The following is a 21,385-nucleotide window of genomic DNA, read 5'->3' on the forward strand; positions in this document are numbered from 1 at the left end:
ACGTCGCGTGCTGTTAATGATTCTCAGTTTGGCACCAGCCTGCCCAGACTGTTACCATTGACAGGACTTACTCTATTATTGTCGAAAAAATCGACACTGCTGGACATACTCCATGGCTATCTCTATTAAGACATCTGAAGACATCGAAAAAATGCGCGTTGCCGGCCGTCTGGCCGCCGAAGTGCTGGAAATGATCGAACCCTACGTCAAACCGGGCGTCAGCACCGGCGAACTGGACCGCATCTGTAACGACTATATCGTTAACGAGCAGAAGGCCATTTCCGCCTGCCTCGGCTATCACGGCTATCCGAAATCCGTCTGCATTTCGGTCAATGAAGTGGTCTGTCACGGTATCCCTGATGACGGCAAGCTGCTGAAAGATGGCGATATCGTGAATATCGACGTGACCGTCATTAAAGATGATTTCCATGGCGATACCTCCAAAATGTTTATCGTTGGCAAACCGACGATTCTCGGCGAGCGCCTGTGCCGCATCACTCAGGAAAGCCTGTACCTGGCGCTGAAGATGGTTAAACCGGGGATCAACCTGCGCGCGATCGGCGCGGCGATCCAGAAATTTGTGGAAGCCGAAGGTTTCTCCGTGGTTCGCGAGTACTGTGGCCACGGCATCGGCCGCGGCTTCCATGAAGAGCCTCAGGTACTGCACTACGATTCGCCGGAGACCAACGTCGTACTCAAACCAGGCATGACCTTCACCATCGAGCCGATGGTCAACGCCGGTAAAAAAGAGATCCGCAGCATGAAAGACGGCTGGACGGTGAAAACCAAAGACCGGAGCTTGTCTGCGCAGTACGAGCATACTATTGTGGTGACAGACAACGGCTGCGAAATTCTGACGCTACGCAAGGATGACACCATCCCGGCGATAATCTCGCACGATGAATGATGAAAAGCCGGCGCCCGCCGGCTTTTTTATTAGATAGTTTTTTCTTATGGTGACGCGATGAGCAACTCATTACCTGACACAGCCTCCCCTCTCCTGCCCGTCCCGCCGGAACACCCGGTGAGTTGGCCCCAGGGCGATCTGAACTGTGCCGCAATCAAGGCGCACATCGATACCTTCCAGCACTGGCTGGGCGAGGCGTTTGACTCCGGCATCGTCGCGGAGCAGCTCATCGCGGCGCGCACCGAATTTATCGACCAGTTGCTGCAGCGATTATGGATCGCCTACGGTTTTGAATCCGTCAGCGACCTGGCGCTGGTCGCCGTCGGCGGCTATGGCCGTGGCGAACTGCACCCGCTCTCAGACGTCGATCTGCTGATCCTCAGTCGTAAAAAACTGCCGGACGACCAGGCGCAAAAAGTCGGCGAACTGCTCACCTTGCTGTGGGACGTCAAGCTGGAGGTGGGCCACAGCGTACGCACCCTCGAAGAGTGCCTGCTGGAAGGTCTCTCGGATCTGACCGTTGCCACCAACTTAATCGAATCGCGCCTGCTGATCGGCGACGTCGCGCTGTTCCTTGAACTGCAAAAACATATTTTTAGCGACGGCTTCTGGCCATCGGAAAAGTTCTTCGCCGCCAAGGTCGAAGAGCAGAACGTCCGTCATCAGCGCTATCATGGCACCAGCTATAACCTCGAGCCGGACGTGAAAAGCAGCCCCGGCGGCTTGCGCGATATCCATACGCTACAGTGGGTGGCTCGCCGCCATTTCGGCGCCACCTCAATGGATGAGATGGTCGGCTTCGGCTTTCTGACCGAAGCCGAGCGCAATGAACTCAATGAGTGTCTGCATCAGCTGTGGCGCATCCGTTTCGCGCTGCATCTCGAACTCACGCGCTATGACAACCGTCTGCTTTTCGACCGCCAGCTCAGCGTGGCCCGCCGGCTAGGCTATGAAGGCGACGGCAACCAGCCGATTGAGCATATGATGAAGGACTTCTTCCGCGTTACCCGCCGGGTGAGCGAGCTGAATCAGATGCTGCTTCAGCTGTTTGAGGAGGCTATCCTCGCCCTGACCGAGGATGAAAAACCACGCCCGATCGATGATGATTTCAAGCTGCGCGGCACCCTTATCGATCTGCGTGACGACACGCTGTTTATTCGCGAACCGCAGGCCATTCTGCGCATGTTTTATATCATGGTGCGCAACAGCACCATCACCGGCATCTACTCAACGACGTTGCGCCATCTGCGCCACGCCCGCCGTCATCTCACCCAGCCGCTGTGCTATATCCCGGAGGCGCGCACGCTCTTTCTTAGTATGCTGCGCCATCAGGGGGCGGTAAGTCGCGGGCTGCTGCCGATGCATCGCCACAGCGTACTGTGGGCCTATATGCCGCAGTGGTCGCATATCGTCGGCCAGATGCAGTTCGACCTGTTTCACGCCTACACCGTCGATGAACACACCGTCCGGGTGATGCTCAAGCTGGAAAGCTTTGCCAAAGAAGAAACCCGCAGCCGCCACCCGCTGTGCGTGGAGCTGTGGCCGCGCTTAACGCACCCGGAGCTGATCTTAATTGCCGCCCTGTTCCACGACATCGCCAAAGGGCGCGGCGGCGACCACTCGATCCTCGGCGCGCAGGATGTGCTGAAGTTTGCCGAGCTGCACGGGCTGAACTCGCGCGAAACGCAGCTGGTCGCCTGGCTGGTGCGTCACCACCTGCTGATGTCGGTCACCGCCCAGCGGCGCGATATTCAGGATCCGGAGGTGATTAAGCAGTTCGCCGAGGAGGTGCAAACGGAAAATCGTCTGCGCTATCTGGTGTGTCTGACCGTCGCCGATATCTGCGCCACCAACGAAACCTTGTGGAACAGCTGGAAGCAGAGCCTGCTGCGTGAACTCTATTTCGCCACCGAGAAGCAGCTGCGTCGCGGCATGCAAAGCACCCCGGACATGCGCGAACGAGTGCGTCACCATCAGCTGCAGGCGCTGGCCCTGCTGCGGATGGACAATATTAATGAAGAGGCGCTGCATCAGATCTGGAACCGCTGCCGCGCCAACTATTTCGTGCGACATACGCCGACGCAGCTCGCCTGGCACGCCCGCAACCTGCTGCGCCACGATCTGAATAAACCGATGATCCTGCTGAGCTCGCAGGCTACCCGCGGTGGTACGGAGATTTTTATCTGGAGCCCGGATCGCCCTTACCTGTTCGCCGCGGTGTGTGGCGAACTTGACCGTCGCAACCTCAGCGTCCACGACGCGCAGATCTTCACCACCCGCGACGGTATGGCGATGGATACCTTTATCGTCCTTGAGCCCGACGGCAGCCCCCTTTCCGCCGACCGCCACGAGGCGATCCGCCAGGGGCTGGAGCAGACCATCACTCAGCGCAGCTGGCAGCCTCCGGCCCCGCGTCGTCAGGCGGCAAAGCTACGCCATTTTTCCGTGGACACCGAGGTGAATTTCCTGCCGACCCATACCGACCGAAAATCGTTTCTGGAGCTGATAGCGCTCGACCAGCCCGGGCTGCTCGCCCGCGTCGGGCAGGTGTTCGCCGACCTCGGGATATCGCTTCACGGGGCGCGAATTACGACAATTGGTGAGCGAGTAGAAGATTTATTTATAATCGCCACCGCCGACCGGCGTGCCCTTAATAATGAGCTGCAACAAGAAGTGCAACAACGGTTGACAGCGGCCCTCAATCCAAACGATAAAGGGTGACGTATTTTTTTTAGTGAATGGAAAGAAACAATGCAGCAGTTACAGAACGTTATTGAGTCCGCTTTCGAGCGTCGCGCCGACATTACGCCGGCTAATGTGGATACCGTGACCCGCGAAGCGGTTAACCAGGTTATCGCCCTTCTTGATTCCGGCGCGCTGCGCGTCGCTGAGAAGATCGACGGTCAGTGGGTAACGCATCAGTGGCTGAAGAAGGCGGTACTGCTCTCTTTCCGTATTAACGATAACCAGGTTATCGATGGTGCGGAAAGCCGCTACTTCGATAAAGTGCCGATGAAATTCGCTGACTACGACGAAGCGCGTTTCCAGAAAGAAGGTTTCCGCGTGGTACCGCCGGCCGCCGTGCGCCAGGGCGCGTTCATCGCCCGCAACACTGTGCTGATGCCGTCCTACGTTAACATCGGCGCCTACGTTGACGAAGGCACCATGGTTGATACCTGGGCCACCGTCGGCTCCTGCGCACAGATCGGTAAAAACGTGCATCTGTCCGGCGGTGTCGGCATCGGTGGCGTACTGGAGCCGCTGCAGGCGAACCCGACCATCATCGAAGATAACTGCTTCATCGGCGCGCGCTCTGAAGTGGTTGAAGGGGTGATTGTCGAAGAAGGCTCCGTCATCTCCATGGGCGTTTACCTCGGTCAGAGCACCAAAATCTACGATCGCGAAACCGGCGAAGTCTTCTACGGCCGCGTACCGGCTGGCTCGGTGGTGGTCTCAGGCAACCTGCCGTCGAAAGATGGTAAATACAGCCTGTACTGCGCGGTGATTGTGAAGAAAGTCGATGCCAAAACCCGCGGCAAGGTCGGCATTAACGAGCTGCTGCGCACCATCGACTAAAGCAAATAAAAAGCGGGAGATATCCCGCTTTTTTTATATTTGATGCTGGCGAAAATGGATTTTTTCGTTAATTATTCAATGGTTATGATGCTATCAAAGGTACCGTTATGTACGATAATCTGAAAAGTCTTGGCATTACCAACCCTGATGAGATCGATCGCTATAGCCTGCGGCAGGAAGCTAACAACGACATTCTGAAAATCTATTTTCAGAAAGACAAAGGCGAATTCTTCGCCAAGAGCGTGAAGTTCAAATATCCGCGTCAGCGCAAAACCGTCGTCGCCGACGGCGTCGGCCAGGGCTACAAAGAGGTCCAGGAGATCAGCCCCAATCTGCGCTACGTTATCGACGAGCTGGATCAGATCTGCCAGCGCGATCGCACTGAAATCGATCTCAAGCGTAAAATCCTCGACGATTTACGCCATCTGGAAAGCGTGGTCACCAATAAGATCAGCGAAATCGAAGCCGATCTGGAAAAGCTCACCCGTAAGTAAGAGCATCCCGGCGGCGCGTTGCCTGGCCGGGCTGGTGGTCTCTATCCACTCCAGACAGCATGCATCGTCCAGGCCGGGTATGGCGCGTCGCTGCCCGGCATTTTTTGCCTCCACGTCTTAGCGTTGTTCGTCCAGCTGCAGCGCGATATACAGCAGCAGCCTGTCGTCAAAGCTACCGAGATCCAGGCCGGTCAGCTCCGAGATACGGTTCAACCGGTACTCCAGCGTATTGCGATGAATAAACAGCGCCTTTGACGTCGCCAGCGGCTGCACGTTATGGCGAAACCACGCCTGCAGCGTCCGCCGCAGCAGCCCGTTGTTGTCCATGGCCTTCAAACGCGCCAGCGGACGGGCCAGCTCATTGGCCTGCCAGCCGCCGCGCAGGCTGTCGAGCAGCACCGGCAGCATCAGATCCTGATAGAAATAACTGCGGCTCTCCGGCATCCGCTGCTTGCCAACCATCATCGTCGTCCGTGCGGTACGGTAAGAGCGGGCGATACTTCCTGGGCCGGTGAAGAAGTTGCCCAGCGCCACGCGAAAGCGCAGCTGGCCATTCTCTTTCATCCTGGCGATAAGCTGCTCGACGCGCCGGACGTGATCGTCAGCGTCCCAGCGGCCAAAGCTGTTCAGCGCCGGTTTCAGCACCACCATTTCCGTGAGCGAGACAATGGCCACCAGATTATTGCGATCGGGGGTGGTCAGCGCGTTCTGTAACTGTTGCAGTTCCGCCATCGCGCTGTCCACGCCGAGCTGACCGCTGTCTACCTCAATCATCGCCACCACGCGCGGCTGATTGAGATCGATGCCTAAACGCTGAGCCCATTCGTTCAGCGCCGGGGTATGCTCTTCCGCCTGAATCAGGTTCATCACCAGCTCTTCGCGCAGACGGCTGTCCTGGGCCAGGAGATGCATCAGCCGCGACTGCTCCAGCATCATCTCTGCTGTCATGCACACCAGCTCGCCATATTTTCGCAGCGACTCCGGCTCGCCGGTCAGGCCGATCACCCCGACGATCTCCCCTTCCAGGCGCAGCGGCAGGTTAATCCCCTGGCGAACCCCGTGCAGATGGCGAGCGACCGCGTCGTCGATATCCACCACCCGCCCCTGGGAGAGGACCAGCAGCGCGCCTTCGTGCAATTCACCAATCCTTTCCCGATCGCCGCTGCCGATGATCCGCCCGCGGGCATCCATCACGTTGATATTGGTATCGATGATGCGCATGGTCCGCGCCACAATATCCTGCGCCATTTTGGTATCAAGATGCCAGCCAGCCATGTAGTCCTCCCCTTTGCTGGGCACCAGCATAAAAGAGTCATCGTCGCGCTGCATTGTGCATTTGCACTAAGCCGGGGTGAGATATGTGGAGTTGTGGGGGCGGTCACAGAACGAAAAAAGCCCCTGCCCTCGGCGAGGGAAGGGGCTGGGAAGCGAGTGCTGGCGGTTACTGCAACAGCAGATAGATAGAGGCGTCGCCGCGCTGAATGTTCAGCGCCAGTACGGACGGTTTGGCGTCGAAGATTTTCCGCAGATCGGCGATGTTTTTCACCGGCTGCTGATTCGCCCCGACGATGACGTCGCCTTTCTTGAGGCCAATCTGTGCCGCCGGGGTACCGGCTTTCACATTATTGACCACCACGCCCTTATCCTGACCCTTATTGCTCATTTCCGCCCCTTCAATCCCGTTGAAGATAGTGCTGGAGTCAACCTGGGTCTGGTTGCTCTGCTGCAGTTCGACGGTCACGGTCACCGGTTTGCCGTCGCGCAGCAGACCAAGCTCAACTTTGCTGCCGATAGGCATGGTGCCGACCTGGGCACGCAGCGCGGCGAAGCTGCTGATCGCTTTCCCGTTGAGGGAGGTGATAACATCGCCGGCTTTAATGCCCGCTTTCGCGGCCGCCGAACCTGGCATTACCTGGCTGACGAAGGCCCCGCGCTGGGCATCGACTTTCATCGCTTTCGCCAGCTCAGAGTTCAGTTCGGTGCCCATAATGCCGAGCTCACCGCGTTTCACCTGGCCATATTTCACCATCTGCTCGGTCAGGTTTTTCACCATGTTGCTCGGGATAGCAAAACCGATACCGATGTTGCCGCCGTCCGGCGCCAGAATGGCGGTGTTGATACCGATCAGCTCGCCGTTGAGGTTCACCAGCGCACCGCCGGAGTTCCCGCGGTTAATCGCCGCATCGGTCTGGATAAAGTTTTCGTAGTTTTCCACGTTGAGGCCGCTACGGCCCAGCGCGGAGACAATCCCGGAGGTCACGGTTTCGCCCAGACCGAACGGGTTGCCGATAGCCACGGTGTAATCACCGACGCGCAGCGCATCGGAGTCGGCAAGCTTAATCGCCGTCAGATTTTTTGGATCCTGAATCTGAATCAGCGCGATATCAGAGCGCGGATCTTTGCCGACGACTTTGGCATCAAACTTACGGCCATCGCTCAGCTGAACCTTAATCGTGGTGGCGTTGTCCACGACGTGGTTGTTGGTCACCACATACCCTTTGGCGGCATCAATGATGACGCCGGAGCCCAGCGCCATAAATTTCTGCTGCTGGCCGCCGTCAGGCTGACCGCCCTGTCCGCCGCCCTGGCAAAACGGCGAACTCTGGAAAGGAGACCCATCCTGGCAGAACGGCGAATTATCGCCAAAGAACTGCTGGAAGTTACGTGGCATCCGTGGGGTATTAACGGTGGTGCTACCTTCAACGTTAATGCTCACCACCGACGGCATCACCTTCTCCAGCATCGGGGCCAGGCTTGGCATCTGCTGTGCATTAGTGGCCGAAGATGCCGTTTCTGCCGCGCTCGCAGAGAGCGGGGACAACGCCAGACCTAAACTCAGAGCCAGTGCACTCATTGCTAACGTGGTTTTTTTCATCAGTTTCAATCTCAATATCAGGTAACGAAAGTTGCTGTGTACGTGACTATCAGAGTCATTTTATAACGCTAAGTTCCGGAATTAAGTTTCTGGAAAAAGTAAAAATTTATTGTCCATCTTTACAAAACTCCAGCCTATTCCACCGCCATGAGTCGCCGATATTCATCCCACGCATACAAATCCGTCATCCCGCTGATATAGTCCTGAATCAGACGGCAGCGATAATAGTATTCCATCAGCGCAAATTCGGGCGCCGTACGCGCCAGTTTATTTACCGCTTCAACATAGGCAAGCCGGTGACGGGTCGAAAGTTTCTGATACAGCCGGGAGGCAATGGGTAAACGTCGTACCCGCTCCTGCGCTACTAATTCGCTGAAATCCTCCAGCGATAATTTCAGCAGCGGCTGATAGATATCCAACAGGCCGCTGATCACCCGGTAGCCCTGCAATTCCAGCTGCTCAACATCCGGATGGCTAAAGACCTGTTTCATCGCCACATTTTTATAGAGCTCCAGTAGCTGACTGCAATCGCTGTCGTCCTCCAGCAACGCATGATTAAAGTCCCCTGTGAAGATTGCCGGTAGGTTGTCAATAAATCGGCGCGCCGCGTAGGGCACCAGCTTATTCAGCGTATTCACCCGCAAATACATAAAAAACTGATCTTCCGCGCTCTGCTTCAGATAATTGGCTCGCGATTTCTCCCAGGCATTTTCTACTACCTGCGAAAATAACGAGCCTTTTTCATGACTGCCCCAGGCGTCGTAAAGATGCTGATAGAGCTGTTCTGCGCTAAAAATACGTTTTTCCACCGCGTCCTCGAGATCCGCGACGCAATATGAGATGTCATCCGCAGCCTCCATAATCCAGGTTAATGGAAACCGATTGTAAGGCGCGAGATCCAGTTCTTTACGCAAACGCGCGACATACTCTTCTTCGGCTAAATAATAGCCAGGTTTCTTCATTAAATAACTGTGGCTGGCCGGTGTCTCCTCAGACCACCACGCCGGACGAGTATATTTCAGGATACATCCCACCTGCGCCCAGGTCAGGTTCATACGCATTAGCGTATGGACCAGACGAATGCCCTGCGCGTTGCCCTCAAAGCTGCAGAGATCCTGGCGCACTTTACGGCGCAGCGCATTAAGCGATGTCTCTCCGTCATGCAGTCGTAAGGCCTGCACTTCGCAGCGATCGTCGGTCAGCGGCTGCCCGAGCGCATCGCCGGGCGCCAGGCGCTGACGGAACCAGTCGTTAATCGCCGCTTCGCCAAAATGGCCAAACGGGGGATTGCCGATATCGTGCATCAGGCAGGCCATCTCCACCACGCTCTCGAATGGCCCGGTCAGCTCTTCCAGGCCATACTCTTCCAGCAGCCTCAGCTCTTTCAGCCGGCTCAGCACCTCTTTGGCGATATAGCGCCCCACCTGCTGCACCTCCAGCGAGTGGGTCAGGCGAGTGCGCACCGCCGCGTTGCGCTCGAGCGGGAAGACCTGAGTTTTTTGCTGCAGGCGGCGGATTGCCGGCGAGTTGACGATCCGTCCCCGATCGCTTTCAAAGATCCGCAGGATGTCGCGCTCCGTCTCCACCCGCGGCGGCGAACGGAAGCGTCGACGCCAGTTTATCTTGTTGCGAAAATCAATCTTTGCCATAGCCTCTCCCGCGCGAGCAATACGCTTCCCCTTAAGCGCATGATAGACTATGCAACTAAACCTGACACATCGCGAGTAAATCTATGAAAATTGGCATTATTGGCGCTATGGAAGAGGAAGTTACCCTTCTGCGCGACAAAATCGAAAACCGCCAGACCATCACCATTGGCGGAAGCGAAATCTATACCGGCCAACTTCACGGCGTTGACGTCGCTCTGCTGAAGTCTGGTATCGGAAAAGTAGCGGCGGCGATGGGCGCGACCCTGCTGCTGGAGCGCTGCCAGCCTGACGTGATCATTAATACCGGTTCTGCCGGCGGCCTGGCGTCGACGCTGAAGGTCGGCGATATCGTCGTCTCCGATGAAGCGCGCTACCACGACGCCGACGTCACCGCCTTCGGCTATGAATACGGCCAGCTCCCTGGCTGCCCGGCGGGTTTTAAGGCGGATGAAAAACTGGTGGCCGCCGCAGAGAGCTGCATTAAAGCGTTAGATCTCAACGCCGTTCGCGGCCTCATCGTTAGCGGGGATGCCTTCATTAACGGCTCTGTCGGTCTGGCGAAGATCCGCCATAATTTCCCGCAGGCGATCGCCGTGGAAATGGAAGCGACCGCCATCGCCCACGTCTGCCATAACTTTAAGGTTCCCTTCGTGGTGGTTCGCGCTATCTCCGACGTGGCCGACCAGCAGTCCCACCTCAGCTTTGAGGAGTTCCTTGCGGTCGCCGCCAGACAGTCCACCCTGATGGTGGAGAATCTGGTACAGAACCTGGCACGTGGCTAAGTCGCTATCCTTCGCGCTTGCCGCGCTGCTGTTACTCGCCCCGGCGTGGCTTCTGGCCGCGCCGCGGGTGATCACCCTCTCCCCCGCCAATACCGAACTGGCCTTTGCCGCCGGGATCACGCCGGTCGGCGTCAGCAGCTATTCCGATTATCCTTCGCAGGCCAAAACGATCGAACAGGTTGCCAGCTGGCAGGGAATGAACCTGGAACGCATCGTGGCGCTCAAGCCAGACGTGGTGCTGGCCTGGCGCGGGGGCAATGCCGAACGCCAGGTTAACCAGCTGCAGTCTCTGGGTATTCATGTCCTGTGGGTACAGACCTCGACCATAGAAGAGATCATCGCTACCCTGCGTGAGCTGGCGCAGTGGAGCCCGCAGCCGGAAAAAGCACAGCAGGCGGCGCAGGCGATGCAGCAGGAATACGATGCGTTGAAAGCGCGCTATGCCAACGCGCCGAAGAAACGCGTCTTCCTGCAGTTCGGCTCCGCACCGCTGTTCACCAGCGGCCCCGGTTCGATTCAGGATCAGGTGCTAAGGCTTTGCGGCGGCGAGAATATCTTCGCCACCAGCCGCGTTCCCTGGCCGCAGGTGAGCCGCGAACAGGTGCTGGCCCGCCAGCCGCAGGCGATCGTGGTCACCGGGGATGCCAGCCGCATTGCCGAAGCGCAGCGCTTTTGGCAACATCAGCTCACCATTTCGTTGATTGCGTTACACAGCGACTGGTTTGAACGCGCCGGCGCACGTATTATCCTCGCCGCCAAACAACTTTGTGCGGCGCTTGACCAGGTAAAATAACCATCCGGCACACCGGATGTTCAGTGGGAATCAACGATGCTTGTCTATTGGCTGGATATTATTGGCACAGCTGTCTTCGCGATCTCCGGCGTACTGCTGGCCGGAAAACTGCGTATGGACCCATTCGGCGTGCTGGTGTTAGGGGTAGTGACGGCGGTAGGCGGCGGGACCATCCGCGACATGGCGCTGGCGAATGGCCCGGTATTCTGGGTCAAAGATCCCACCGATCTGGTGGTGGCGATGGTCACCAGCATGCTGACCATCCTGCTGGTCCGCCAGCCTCGCCGGCTGCCGAAATGGATCCTGCCCGTTCTTGATGCCGTCGGTCTGGCGGTGTTTGTCGGCATTGGCGTCAATAAAGCTTTTCTCGCTGGCAGCGGCCCGCTGGTCGCGGTGTGCATGGGGGTGGTGACCGGCGTCGGCGGCGGGATTATTCGCGACGTGCTGGCGCGGGAAATTCCTATGATTCTGCGTACCGAAATCTACGCCACCGCCTGTATCGTCGGCGGTATTGTCCACGCCACGGCACACGACACCTTTCATCTCCCGCTGGAGAATTCGGCAATGATGGGGATGGTGGTCACCCTGGTAATTCGTCTGGCGGCTATTCGCTGGCATCTGAAGCTGCCGACGTTTGCCCTGGACGATAACGGTCGGTAATAAAAGCAAAACGGTAACCTTAAGGTTACCGTTTTTAGGGTTTGCTCCCTCCCGCTGGGGGAGAACTCGCTTTAAACGCTGAACGAGGAGCCGCAGCCGCAGGTGCTTTTCGCGTTCGGATTGGTCACGATAAAGCGCGAACCTTCCAGCCCTTCGGTATAGTCGACCGAGCCGCCGACCAGATACTGCAGGCTCATCGGGTCAACCACCAGGCCGACGCCCTGTTTCTCAATGGTCATATCCCCTTCGTTCACCTGATCGTCAAAGGTGAAGCCATACTGGAAACCGCTGCAACCGCCGCCGGTGATATACACGCGCAGTTTCAGGTTCGGATTATCTTCATCCGCAATCAGGTGTTTTACTTTATTGGCTGCGGCTTCGGTAAACTCCAGCGGCAACGCTACGTCATCACTCATTTTCTGCTCCCATTGATACTTCCGGCCGGTTAAAGAATAACCGGACCTTTTGAGCCATTATCTAATACCCTGGTAAATCGTTCAAGTATTCTCCCGGGGAGCCTGCTGCGCTTTTGCCGCCTGCTCGGCTTCCTGCTTCGCCAGAGTACGCTGCAGAATGGTCGAATACAAAGGCTTACCGCCGAGGAATTGCGCCAGTAGTGTTGCGCCAAGGCAGGTAATAATCATTGGCAAAATGAGCTGATAGTTATCGGTCATCTCCAGCACCAGCACGATCCCGGTCAGCGGCGCACGCACCGAGGCGGCGAGCAGCGCCCCCATGCCGGCAATCGCGAAGGTGCCGGCATCGAGATGGTAGGCCGGAAACAGCGGAATAGCCGCCATGCCGAACGCCGTGCCCAGCAGCGTGCCGAGCGCCAACATAGGCGCGAAAATGCCCCCTGGCGCGCCGGAAGAGAAGCAGATCAGCGTGGTCACCACGCGGGCAATAAAGATAAACAGCAGCAGTCCGACGGAGAAGTTACCGGCAGCGGCGATAGGGATCAAGTTAAAGCCACCGCCCACCGCGGAGGGCTGCATCAGCCCCAGCAGACCGCAGAGCCCGCCGATTAATCCGCCAATCAACACCCATTTTTTGATGTTGCCGCCGTGGATGCGCTGGAACAGATCCTGAGTGCGCAGCACCAGAAAATTAAACAGCGGGCCAAAGCAGCCAAACAGCATGCCCAGCACCAGATACAGCCATAGGGTATTTACCGGGGCGTTGCTTAGTTTACCCACCTCAATGATCGCCGCTTCGCCGTTGAAAATGCGAAACACAATGCTCGACATGATCACGCCGGTAAACACCGCTTTAATGGAGATCAGGTTGTAGCGGAACTGCGGGCGCATCTCTTCGATGATAAACAGAATACCGGCCAGCGGCGCATTAAAGGCCGCCGAAAGCCCCGACGCCGCACCGGTCGCCAACAGCGTATGCCGCGCTTCCGGACTGCGCATGCGGAAAACGTCCAGCACCATGCGCCCAATGTTGCCGCCAAGCTGTACCATCGGTCCTTCACGACCCAGCACCATCCCGGCGCCAAGGGTCCCCATGCCGCCAACGAATTTCACCGGCAGCACGCGCCACCAGCGCACCGGCCGCAGCTCCTCCAGCGCGCCCTCAATTTCCGGAATCCCGGAGCCGCTGGCCTCCGGCGCAAAGCGACGCACCAGAAAATAGCCGACCATCGCCAGCAGCGCCGACAGGATAAACGCCAGCGGCCAGACCAGATACCAGTGGTCCGCCACCTGCGCCAGCGCGCCGATCCGCTGGTTCTGCACCCAGTTCACGCTCTTTTCAAAGGCGACGCCCACCAGCCCCGCCAGCGTGCCGACCACTGCCGCCATAAACAGCACCGCCAGCGGCGTTTTATCGCGTTGAATCAGACGGCGCACCGCATCGCCGCGACGCACCCGCACAAACTGATGTGCTTCAAAAGAGGGAGTTTCTGCTTTCATGCCGTTATCAATTATTGGTAATACAAATGAAGAGAGCGGCATTTTAGCCGCCCCGGCGCGCTGCGTCGTCAAAAAAATGCCCTTGCGGCACATTGTTTCAATTGGGCAAAACTTTCATAACCATCCTGGAATAACTTAGAATAGCCGATAAAACATTTTTCACGAACCAGGACCCTGGCCATGAGCAAATCTGAAAATCTGTACCACGCTGCGCGCGAACTGATCCCCGGCGGCGTTAACTCGCCGGTGCGCGCTTTCACCGGCGTCGGCGGCACACCGCTGTTTATCGAACGCGCGGATGGCGCTTACCTCTATGACGTGGATGGGAAAGCCTATATCGATTATGTCGGTTCCTGGGGTCCGATGGTGCTGGGCCACAACCACCCGGCTATCCGCAATGCGGTGATCGAGGCGGCATCCCGCGGCCTGAGCTTTGGCGCGCCGACCGAAATGGAAGTGAAAATGGCGGCCCTGGTGACCGAGCTGGTGCCGACCATGGATATGGTGCGGATGGTGAACTCCGGTACCGAAGCCACCATGAGCGCCATTCGCCTGGCGCGCGGCTTCACCGGGCGCGACAAAATCATTAAGTTCGAAGGCTGCTACCACGGCCATGCCGACTGCCTGCTGGTGAAAGCCGGTTCCGGCGCGTTGACCCTCGGCCAGCCGAACTCGCCGGGCGTCCCGGCCGATTTCGCCAAACATACCCTGACCTGCACTTATAATGACCTCGCCTCGGTGCGCGCGGCGTTCGAGCAGTATCCGCAGGAGATCGCCTGCATCATCGTCGAGCCGGTGGCCGGAAATATGAACTGCATTCCGCCGCAGCCGGAATTCCTGCCGGGCCTGCGCGCCCTGTGCGACGAATTTGGCGCCCTGCTGATTATCGACGAAGTGATGACCGGCTTCCGCGTGGCGCTGGCAGGCGCTCAGGCTTACTACGGCGTGGAGCCGGATCTGACCTGTCTGGGGAAAATCATCGGCGGCGGGATGCCGGTAGGCGCCTTCGGCGGCCGCCGTGAGGTGATGGACGCTCTGGCGCCCACCGGTCCGGTCTATCAGGCGGGCACCCTCTCCGGCAACCCGATCGCCATGGCGGCTGGCTTCGCCTGCCTGAACGAAGTGGCGCAGCCGGGGGTCCATGAAACCCTGACTGAACTGACTAACCAGCTGGCGCAAGGCCTGCTGGATGCGGCGCGTGACGCCGGGATCCCGCTGGTGGTCAATAACGTCGGCGGCATGTTCGGCATCTTCTTTACCGATGCCGAAACCGTCACCTGCTATCAGGACGTGGTGAAGTGCGACGTTGAACGCTTCAAGCGCTTCTTCCATCTGATGCTGGAGGAAGGCGTGTACCTGGCGCCGTCAGCGTTTGAGGCCGGCTTTATGTCCGTGGCCCACAGCGAAGAAGATATCGACAACACCATCGACGCCGCGCGTCGGGTATTTGCCAAGCTGTAAGGTGCTTGAATGCCTGGTGGCGCAGGGATTTTCCCGGAGGAGGCGCATTGCGCCTTATCCGGGGCTACCAAATCGCACAGCGCTGTAGCCCCGGTAAGCGATAGCGCCACCGGGGATGTTGAAGCCATCCAGGACCGTTAGCGACTCTGCTTTCTCAGCAAATAAATAAAGTAAGGCGCGCCGATAAAGGTCGACAGTAGCCCCGCCGGGATCTGATACGGGAACATCATCATCCGTCCGCACCAGTCGGCGAAGACCAGCAGCAGCCCGCCAGTCAGCCCTGAAATCACCATATGCGGTAGGGTTCGCCGGAAGCCCATCATCCGCGCGATATGCGGCGCCATCAGCCCGACAAAGCTCAGCGGGCCGATGGTCAGCGTCGCCGCCGCCGTCAGGCAGGCCGCCAGCAGCAGCAGAACAATCCGCGATGACGTCAGCGCCATGCCCACCGCTCGCGCCGCCTCCCCGCCCAGCGGCAGGATGGTTAACCAGCGACGACAGAGCGGCGCCAGCGCCAGCAGCGCCAGCATTACCGCGCCGCTACGCACCACCCTCTCCGGCGTCGCGCTATATGTCGACCCCGAGATCCACGTCAGGATCTGCGCCATACGCGGATCGCCGCTGGCCTGCAGCATCATCAGCAGCATAGTGAAGGCGGTGCTCAGCGCCATCCCCGCCAGCAGCATCCGATGCGGCGAGAAGCCGCCGCGCCCGGCGGCAAGCATAATGATCAGCAAGGTGGCCGCCGCGCCAAGGCTGCCGGCCGGCAGCAGCCAGCCAAAGGCGTCGCCAGGCACGAAGAACAGCATCAGCACCACGCCAAAAGCCGCGCCGGAGCTGATGCCCAGCACTTCCGGGCTGGCCATCGGGTTGCCGGTCAGGCGCTGGATAATACAGCCGGCGACCGCCAGCATGACCCCGGCGAACAGCGCCGACAGCACCCGCGGCCAGCGCCAGGGCAGCAGTTGCTCCAGCAGATCGCCGTGGGCCCACAGCCAGCCGTGGGCATCGCGACCAAAGGCCAGCGCCACGCTCACCGCCAGCAGCAGCAACGCGACGCCTGCGAGAACAAACCATTGCACATAATAGCGCTCAGGCTGCACATTATCGCCGCCGTTCATCACCGGGGCGCTGATGCTGCGCAACCGCGGCAGCAGCCACAGCAGCAGCGGCGCGCCAATCAGGGCGGTGACCGAGCCAGTGGAGACTTCCCGCCATACCCGGCTCAGCCAGAGGATCACCTGATCGGAAAGCCACAGGAGCAGCGCGCCGATCAGCGCCGCCAGCAGCAGCCGCGCCAGCAGCCGACGGGCGCCAAGCATTTTCGCCAGCAGCGGCGCGAACAGGCCGATAAAGCCGATAATCCCTACCGCGTTCACCAGCAGCGCGCTGATGACGATCGCCAGCGTCAGGGCGCCGAGGCGCGCCAGGGACAGCGCCAGCCCGAGGTTACGCGCCACCCCGTCATCGAGCCCCATCAGGGTCAGCGGCCGCAGCAGCAGCAAGGTGAGTATTGCCCCGCCAAGCAGCTGCGGCCACAGGCGCTGCGCCACGCTCCAGTCGGTCTGCGTCAGCGTCCCGGTGCTCCACAGGAACATGCTTTGCAGCTGGTCGTGATGGAAAATCACCATCAGCTGGTTAAGCGCGCCACAGTAAAGGCTGACCACCAGCCCCGCCAGGATCAGCGTTACCGGCGACAGGCGCTTGCCCCACGAGACGCCAAACACCAGCGCGCCCACCAGACAGGCCCCGGCCAGCGCGGCGAATTGCGACGCCAGCACGCCGGGAATAGCCCATAACGTGGTGACCGTTATCCCCAGCTGCGCGCCGGTGGCGACGCCAAGGGTGGTCGGTTCCGCCAGCGGATTACGCAGCACCTGCTGGAACAGGACGCCAACCAGTCCCAGCCCGGCGCCCACCAGCAGCGCAACAGCCAGCCTCGGTAACAAACTGTAATGAAACAGCATTTGGGCGATATCATCGACATCCGGCTGCCACAGCGCCTGCCGCCACTGCGCATAGGGCAAGGCGACATTGAGGTTGACGATGCTCAGCGCGAAGGCGACGCCCAGCAGCCCGGCCAGCAGGATAATAGCTAACGGCGAGAGACGCGTATTCATGCCGGACTCCCCTGGGCATCAGCCAGCACGCGGGCAAAATGCATCGCTGACAGCGTCGCGCCGTAGAACCAGACCGCCGGAACGCGCTGGAAGCGGCCCGCGCGCACGAAGGGCATCGCCTGCCATAGCGGCGTCGCCAGCAGTTGAGCCATATCTCGCTCATTGCCATGGTCGAAACAGATGACATCGGCTTCGTTAAATGCCGCCAGCCTGTCGATGCCAACGCTAACGCTTCCCCAGAATGCCGCTTCGCCGTGCCAGGCGTTTTTAATACCAAAGCGATCAAGCACCTCCTGGAACAGGCAGTTTTCGCCAAACACCAGCACGTGCCGGGGATCGAGCAGAGAGATCATCAGCAGCGGACGATCGCCGCGCCCGGCAAAACGCGGACGCAGGCTTTCCATCAGCGCGTCGAACTCCGCCAGATGGCGCTTCGCCTGCTGCGTTTTGCCCAGCAGATCGGCCATTTCCAGTAGCGAACGCTGGGCCATCGCCAGCGGCCGTTTGCCGTCGCTGAAGGTGAAACCGCGGCCGGGCGCGATACGCGCCAGCTTCTCCGGCGACGGGCCGTAGCCCGCCGACCAGACGATAAACGACGGTTTCATCTGCGTCAGCAGTTCAAGGTTGGGTTCGGTACGCAGACCAACATCGATCACCGAGTCGGGCAGCGCGGGTTCGTTCACCCACAAGCGATAGTTGGGAATATCGGCCACGCCATAGGGCGTCACGCCGAGCGCCAGCAGCAGCTCCGCGGGCAGCCACTCCAGGGCGACCACGCGCTGCGGGTCGACGTCGGCCGCCTGCGCGCCGCGCATCTGCCACAGCAGCGGCGAGAGCGCCATCGCGATCAGCAGGCGGCGTCGGGTTATCAGAGTTGGGTTCATCATCAATAGACAAAGCTTACCGGCGCCGCACCGGCCGGGTGTGGCAGGATCCCCATCGGGATGCCGTAGATCTGTTCCAGAGTGTCGCTGCGCATCAGTTCCGCCGGCGTCCCCTGAGCAATCATTTCTCCGCCGCGCAGGGCCACCAGATAGTCGCAATAGCGGGCCGCCATATTAATATCGTGCAGGACGGCGATCACCGTCAGGCCGCGCTGCTGGCTGAGACGATGCACCAGCGCCAGAACATCGACTTGATGAGCAATATCCAGCGCCGAGGTGGGTTCATCGAGCAGCAGGCAGCGACTGTCCTGCGCCACCAGCATGGCGATCCACGCCCGCTGGCGTTCACCGCCGGAGAGGCTGTCCACCAGACGATGAGCGAGCGGCTTCAGCCCCACCAGCGCAATCGCCTCTTCTACTTTCTCACGGTCCGCTGCGCCAAAGCGACCCAGCGCGCCGTGCCATGGATAGCGGCCGATCGCCACCAGCTCGCGCACCGTCATACCTTCGGCCGGCGGCAGCTGCTGCGGCAGATAGGCCACTTTGCGGGCAAAGGCTTTGCTGCCCCAGCTCTCCAGCGGCTGCCCGTCCAGCAGCACTTCGCCTGCGGAGGGCGGCTGATGACGGCCAAGCATTTTCAGTAACGTCGACTTGCCTGAGCCATTATGGCCGATCAGGCCTGTGACTTTTCCGGACGGGAAGGTGAGCGAGAGCGGATGGAGCAATGTGCGGCCAGGCACACGGAAAGTGACGCGATCCAGCGCGAAGGTGGTTTCTGCGTGCGGAGTCTGTTCCTGCATAGCGATAACCTGATAGAGGGCGCGGCGAACCGCGCCCGTAGGTGGTTAGAAACGGAAGGTGGCGGTGGCGACGACCTGACGTCCGGCGCCCCAGTAGCAGGCGTATTCGCTGTAGCAACTGGAGACATATTCGCGGTCGAACAGGTTGTTGACGTTGACGCCGACCGACGATCCCGGCAGGCCAAAGCGCGCCAGATCGTATTTCACCGTCGCATCCATCAGCGCATAACCGGCCACACTAAAGGCATCATTTTTCTTACCGGTGCTGGTGTCATTTTTGTAGTAGCTGACCGTTGAACCGATATAGCGCGCCCCGGCCCCAATCGTCAGACCACTCAGCGCGGTTTCGTGGAAGGTATAATCCGCCCACAGGGAGGCCATGTTACGCGGCACTTCCGCCGGACGTTTGCCGTTGAACACCGTATCGTGAGTGTACTCCGCATCGGTGTAGCTGTAGGCTGCGGTGACGTTAATATTGGCGTTCACCGCCGCCTTCGCCTCCAGCTCAAGGCCGCGGGAGCGGATCTCGCCGGTCTGGATGCTGAACGCCTGGTTAGCCGGATCAGCCGTCAGGTTCTTGTCTTTGGTCAGCTGATAGACCGCCGCGGTGACCACCACCGGCATATCTTTCGGCACGTATTTCACGCCGGCTTCATACTGCTTACCGCGCGACGGATCGAACGGCTGGCCGCGGCTGTTGGAACCCGATACCGGTTCAAACGATTCGCTGTAGCTGAAGTACGGAGAGATGCCGTTATCGAACAGGTAGTTGATGCCGCCGCGCCAGCTGAACTGCTGGTCGTGATTCTCCGCCAGGCTGTTGGTGGCGCGGGTTAACGTTGAGGTCGTGGCGTAATCGTAACGGCCGCCCAGGGTCATCACCCATTTATCCCACTCCATCTGATCCTGCGCGTACAGGCCGGTCTGCTCCATCCGGTTGAGGACCGCGTACGGGAAGGTGACCTGAATATTCGGATTGCCGTACTGCGGATTGCTCATGCTGATAGGATCCGCCGTCCCGTAGTCGGCATCCACATCGTTACGCATCCGCGAGTAGTCCACGCCGGTCAGCAGCGTATGGCTGACCGCGCCGGTGGCGAAATCAGACTGCAGCTGGGTATCGACGGTGAAGGTGTTCAGGTGCTCGTCGGAGCGCACGTAGGCGCGATTCATGTAGCCCGGCGCGACATAGCCGTTGCCGTATACCGAACGATAGAGCGTATGCACATCGGCATAGCGCAGGTTCTGCCGCACGGTAAAGGTGTCATCGAACTGATGGGAGAAGCTGTAGCCCACCATCTTCTGGCGGCGGGAGATTTTATTATCGGACTCGCCTTCGTTGAAATCGGTCGGCAGCTTGTGCGCCTTACCGTTGGCGTCGTAATACGGCACCACGGTGCCTTCGCGCGGCAGCCAGCCGTAGTAGCCCGCATCCGGGTCATTCTGGAAGTTGCTCAGGAAGGTGAAGTCAGTTTTATCGTCCGGACGCCAGCTAAAGGAGGGCGCCACCGCGTAGCGGGTCGATTTCGCCATCTGCTGCTGGGCATCCTGACTGCGGCCAAGGCCGGTCAGGCGATACGACCAGACGCCGGCATCATCAATGGCGTCGCTAAAGTCAAACCCGGTCTGCCACAGATTGTCGGTGCCCATCTTAAACTGCACTTCTTTCAGCGGCTCGGTAGTCGGGCGCTTGCTGACCATGCTGACGATACCGCCCGGGTTGCTGTTGCCGTACAGCACCGAGGTTGGCCCGCGCATCACTTCCACACGCTCGAGGAAGTAAGGATCCATGGAGACTTCAGAGTAGTTATTCCCCTGCAGCTTCATGCCGTCCAGATACTGGTTGGTGTTGACGGTCGTCGAGGTGGTGAAGCCGCGAATGGTGACCACGTCATAGGTGGTCGAACTGCCGCGAGTGGAGAAGACGCTTGGCGTATAGGAGAGCGCCTCTTTTACCGTCGTCGGCTGGCGCATCTCCATCTCATGGCGCGTCACCACCGACACAGACTGCGGCGTTTTTTCAATCGGGGTATCGGTTTTGGTCGCCGTGGCGGAGCGTTTTGCCGCGATAGTCGGCGCCGGTCCCCAGGCGCTTTCCTGGGCGGCCGGGGCGGCAACGACGGTGATGGTTTCTTCTTGCTTCGGTTGTTCTGCTGCCTGTGCGTAGACAGACATGCCGCTAACCGCCGTGGCTACTACAGCTGCGACTTTACGCAGCGAGTGATTTGGCTGAGCAGTTTTTGGACGCGCCATGGGTATATCTCTGATGAAAGTGAATGATAACGTAAACGAGAATTATTATTATGACGGGCGATATAATAGGCGAAACGTCGAAGGCAAGGCAAGCGATATGCCTGTCGCCGCCGGTCGAAGGCTGAATTAATAACCAGATAGTTATTATGGAGTTAAAGAGCCGTTAACTTTTTTACAGGCATAAAAAAACCCCTTAATACTTTCGTATTAAGGGG

At 59.1% G+C, this 21,385-nt stretch carries 18 protein-coding genes; 9 read left to right on the forward strand and 9 right to left on the reverse strand.

Translation table 11 applies throughout. From position 1 onward, the window contains the following. The first annotated feature begins 112 nt into the window (after window positions 1–112). The 4 genes from map (at window position 113) to KHQ23_RS03365 (ending at window position 4,977) form a co-directional block, all read left to right on the forward strand. The gene (gene map, locus KHQ23_RS03350; RefSeq protein WP_004212705.1) at window positions 113–907 is read left to right on the forward strand and encodes a type I methionyl aminopeptidase; all 795 of its coding nucleotides are present in this window, start codon (window positions 113–115) and stop codon (window positions 905–907) included. Between the two features lie 57 nt (window positions 908–964). After that, entirely contained in the window at window positions 965–3,628 is a 2,664-nt protein-coding gene (glnD, locus tag KHQ23_RS03355; RefSeq protein WP_211776920.1) for a bifunctional uridylyltransferase/uridylyl-removing protein GlnD, read from the forward strand. A gap of 30 nt (window positions 3,629–3,658) precedes the next feature. Further along, window positions 3,659–4,483 (forward strand): 2,3,4,5-tetrahydropyridine-2,6-dicarboxylate N-succinyltransferase, encoded by an 825-nt coding sequence (gene dapD / locus KHQ23_RS03360; protein ID WP_002889295.1) that lies wholly within the window; start codon window positions 3,659–3,661, stop codon window positions 4,481–4,483. Between the two features lie 107 nt (window positions 4,484–4,590). Next, window positions 4,591–4,977, forward strand: a complete 387-nt coding sequence (locus KHQ23_RS03365) for a DUF3461 family protein (protein WP_002889292.1) — start codon at window positions 4,591–4,593, stop codon at window positions 4,975–4,977. A gap of 117 nt (window positions 4,978–5,094) precedes the next feature. Here KHQ23_RS03365 and cdaR read toward each other — a convergent pair whose 3' ends face one another. The 3 genes from cdaR to dgt form a co-directional block, all read right to left on the reverse strand. Then, window positions 5,095–6,252 carry a DNA-binding transcriptional regulator CdaR gene (cdaR, locus tag KHQ23_RS03370; protein WP_002889289.1) on the reverse strand — a complete coding sequence of 386 codons (1,158 nt, stop codon included), beginning with the start codon at window positions 6,250–6,252 and terminating at the stop codon, window positions 5,095–5,097. 166 nt (window positions 6,253–6,418) lie between these two features. Beyond that, a complete protein-coding gene (gene degP / locus KHQ23_RS03375; protein ID WP_004145870.1) occupies window positions 6,419–7,852 on the reverse strand; it encodes a serine endoprotease DegP in 1,434 nt (477 codons plus the stop codon). A 134-nt stretch (window positions 7,853–7,986) separates the two neighbouring features. Beyond that, window positions 7,987–9,501, reverse strand: a complete 1,515-nt coding sequence (dgt, locus tag KHQ23_RS03380) for a dGTPase (protein ID WP_004145871.1) — start codon at window positions 9,499–9,501, stop codon at window positions 7,987–7,989. A gap of 83 nt (window positions 9,502–9,584) precedes the next feature. Here dgt and mtnN point away from each other — a divergent pair, with 83 nt between their 5' ends. Genes mtnN through KHQ23_RS03395 form a run of 3 tightly spaced genes read left to right on the forward strand, consistent with a single transcriptional unit; the run spans window position 9,585 to window position 11,736 of the window. After that, window positions 9,585–10,283 (forward strand): 5'-methylthioadenosine/S-adenosylhomocysteine nucleosidase, encoded by a 699-nt coding sequence (gene mtnN, locus KHQ23_RS03385; RefSeq protein ID WP_002889282.1) that lies wholly within the window; start codon window positions 9,585–9,587, stop codon window positions 10,281–10,283. Then, on the forward strand, window positions 10,276–11,076 hold the full coding sequence (gene btuF / locus KHQ23_RS03390; protein WP_211776921.1) for a vitamin B12 ABC transporter substrate-binding protein BtuF: 801 nt from the start codon (window positions 10,276–10,278) through the stop codon (window positions 11,074–11,076). Before mtnN ends, btuF begins: the two co-directional genes overlap by 8 nt. A 36-nt stretch (window positions 11,077–11,112) precedes the next feature. After that, entirely contained in the window at window positions 11,113–11,736 is a 624-nt protein-coding gene (locus tag KHQ23_RS03395) for a TRIC cation channel family protein (protein ID WP_002889277.1), read from the forward strand. A 71-nt stretch (window positions 11,737–11,807) separates the two neighbouring features. Here KHQ23_RS03395 and erpA read toward each other — a convergent pair whose 3' ends face one another. Beyond that, window positions 11,808–12,152, reverse strand: a complete 345-nt coding sequence (gene erpA / locus KHQ23_RS03400; RefSeq protein ID WP_002889275.1) for an iron-sulfur cluster insertion protein ErpA — start codon at window positions 12,150–12,152, stop codon at window positions 11,808–11,810. Window positions 12,153–12,233: 81 nt separating this feature from the next. Beyond that, the gene (gene clcA, locus KHQ23_RS03405) at window positions 12,234–13,652 is read right to left on the reverse strand and encodes a H(+)/Cl(-) exchange transporter ClcA (protein ID WP_077273817.1); all 1,419 of its coding nucleotides are present in this window, start codon (window positions 13,650–13,652) and stop codon (window positions 12,234–12,236) included. Between the two features lie 180 nt (window positions 13,653–13,832). Between clcA and hemL the strand changes: the two genes are divergently transcribed. Beyond that, window positions 13,833–15,113: a glutamate-1-semialdehyde 2,1-aminomutase gene (gene hemL, locus KHQ23_RS03410; RefSeq protein WP_002889272.1), complete on the forward strand. Its 1,281-nt coding sequence runs from the start codon at window positions 13,833–13,835 to the stop codon at window positions 15,111–15,113. 9 nt (window positions 15,114–15,122) lie between these two features. Next, a complete protein-coding gene (locus KHQ23_RS26460; protein ID WP_020324422.1) occupies window positions 15,123–15,254 on the forward strand; it encodes a hypothetical protein in 132 nt (43 codons plus the stop codon). On the opposite strand, the gene fhuB is transcribed toward KHQ23_RS26460, so the two are convergent. The 4 genes from fhuB to fhuA are packed head-to-tail and all read right to left on the reverse strand — an operon-like array spanning window position 15,251 to window position 21,170. Continuing rightward, window positions 15,251–17,233 (reverse strand): Fe(3+)-hydroxamate ABC transporter permease FhuB, encoded by a 1,983-nt coding sequence (gene fhuB / locus KHQ23_RS03415; RefSeq protein WP_021441223.1) that lies wholly within the window; start codon window positions 17,231–17,233, stop codon window positions 15,251–15,253. The two genes, KHQ23_RS26460 and fhuB, sit on opposite strands and share 4 nt — an antisense overlap. Continuing rightward, a complete protein-coding gene (gene fhuD, locus KHQ23_RS03420) occupies window positions 17,230–18,120 on the reverse strand; it encodes a Fe(3+)-hydroxamate ABC transporter substrate-binding protein FhuD (RefSeq protein ID WP_004147133.1) in 891 nt (296 codons plus the stop codon). The genes fhuB and fhuD overlap by 4 nt, the downstream gene beginning before the upstream one ends. Beyond that, a complete protein-coding gene (fhuC, locus tag KHQ23_RS03425; protein ID WP_004145876.1) occupies window positions 18,120–18,917 on the reverse strand; it encodes a Fe3+-hydroxamate ABC transporter ATP-binding protein FhuC in 798 nt (265 codons plus the stop codon). The genes fhuD and fhuC overlap by 1 nt, the downstream gene beginning before the upstream one ends. Window positions 18,918–18,962: 45 nt before the next feature. Beyond that, entirely contained in the window at window positions 18,963–21,170 is a 2,208-nt protein-coding gene (gene fhuA, locus KHQ23_RS03430; protein ID WP_029497042.1) for a ferrichrome porin FhuA, read from the reverse strand. Window positions 21,171–21,385: the final 215 nt, after the last annotated feature.

The sequence above is a fragment of the Klebsiella sp. 64 genome, assembly GCF_018223915.1.
In the GTDB taxonomy this organism is placed as follows: domain Bacteria; phylum Pseudomonadota; class Gammaproteobacteria; order Enterobacterales; family Enterobacteriaceae; genus Klebsiella; species Klebsiella pneumoniae.